The organism is Bartonella sp. AP1QHHD, from assembly GCF_042196265.1.
Classification (GTDB): domain Bacteria; phylum Pseudomonadota; class Alphaproteobacteria; order Rhizobiales; family Rhizobiaceae; genus Bartonella.
Map to the genome: position 1 here is coordinate 1 of NZ_JBHIPW010000019.1, position 1,381 is coordinate 1,381.

2 protein-coding genes are annotated in these 1,381 nt (G+C 34.6%); one reads left to right on the forward strand and one right to left on the reverse strand.

All coding sequences use genetic code 11. The annotated features are described in order from the left end of the window. Positions 1-505 (forward strand): hypothetical protein (locus tag ACFIME_RS02635; protein WP_375684440.1); only part of this gene is annotated, 505 nt, incomplete at its 5' end. Here ACFIME_RS02635 and ACFIME_RS02640 read toward each other — a convergent pair. Continuing rightward, positions 491-1,213 (reverse strand): hypothetical protein, encoded by a 723-nt coding sequence (locus ACFIME_RS02640; protein ID WP_375610990.1) that lies wholly within the window; start codon positions 1,211-1,213, stop codon positions 491-493. The genes ACFIME_RS02635 and ACFIME_RS02640 overlap by 15 nt on opposite strands. Positions 1,214-1,381 lie beyond the last annotated feature (168 nt).

A 1,381-nucleotide genomic window follows, 5' to 3' on the forward strand; every position in this document is an offset into this window, starting at 1 on the left:
AGGGCAGGTAAGAGAACCAAACGGACGTATATCACGTGCAAAAGCACCGCGTGAAGCCGTTGATAAATTGGCAATAGAGATACGTGCAAAGCGCTTCGGTTTAACGCTACAGGAGGCAAAAAATCCACTTTCTGGTACTTATATAGGGCGACTTTGTTTAAAAGGCGTGCTTACTCAAGAGCAATATGATGCCGCGCAACAATATCTACAAGTAAGAAACGATTACCTTTGTGCAAAGGGCTTGCCTAATGCGATTTATGACGAAATGCCATCATCTACTGATGACAAAGCAAGAGATAAATGGGTAGCATTTGCAACAGAGCAGTTTATAAACACGCAAGAGGCACTAAAAGAAGCCCAATGCCTCTATAGACAGTATAATCTTCATGCTGCGCTACAGTACCTCGTGATAGAAGATCAAATGTTACCACATCTTGTGAATTCGCTGCGTGTTGCTCTTAATGTGCTTCATAAGTATTTAATCGCTAGTTTAAAAAATTTTTAAATATCGCTTCCATTTTTCAAAAGAGCCATATCTTACTGGGGGTCTTATATCTTCTTTGGGCATCATTTCTCTATATACACTTATAGCAATAGAGCACATATTCACTGTATTTTGTAAACGAACGCTTTCGTGTCCTAGTATCATATGCTCTGTACGAATAGTTTGTTCTTTTCTGCTAATGCCATTTGGAGAATTCAAAAATTTTTCTGCGTATTCAAACATTGGATCATTAAAATGTGTTTCAAATTTTGCTTTAAATAAAATAGTTTCTATAGTATCCCAGTCATTAAAAATACTACCGTATTTCTTAAGTTTTGTTTGCAAGTCGTTAAATGTAACTGTGGGCATACTTTTATCACCTTGTAATAAATCAGCAAAACGACCACAAAAAACAAGCACTATGTGATAATGTTTTAAAATATTAAATTCCGGAGGATTGCTAGGTAGTGTTATTAAATGCTTCCAAAATGGACTTTTGTCATTGGGGATGTCTACAGTACTTCCCATAAATGTTTTTAAATACTCCACCGATTCTTTTGCCTTTGCTAATTTTTGATGATATTCTGAGTTTTGATAATTTTCACTTACATATTTTTCGTAAAGTTTATCGTATTGTTCTAAACTATCTACACTAGTGTATCTTGATAACACTGATATCGAAAAGAAAGCTATAAATATTACTATGAGCGTTATGGATAGTGACTTCATTATTTAATCCTTAAATTATAATAATTAACACTACCTAACCGATTCTTTTCAAATGTATCAATATGTGTTATTTTTGTGTTGACAAAGTGTAGCAAATCGTATTTAATGACATTGCTGTACTTAGGCGTATTGTGTCTAGAGAGGGAAATGTACAGTTCAAAATCCCCG

Coding starts and splice junctions, on each gene's coding strand:
- ACFIME_RS02640 (WP_375610990.1), bottom strand. CDS start 1,213: ATGAAGTCACTATCCATAACGCTCATAGTAATATTTATAGCTTTCTTT.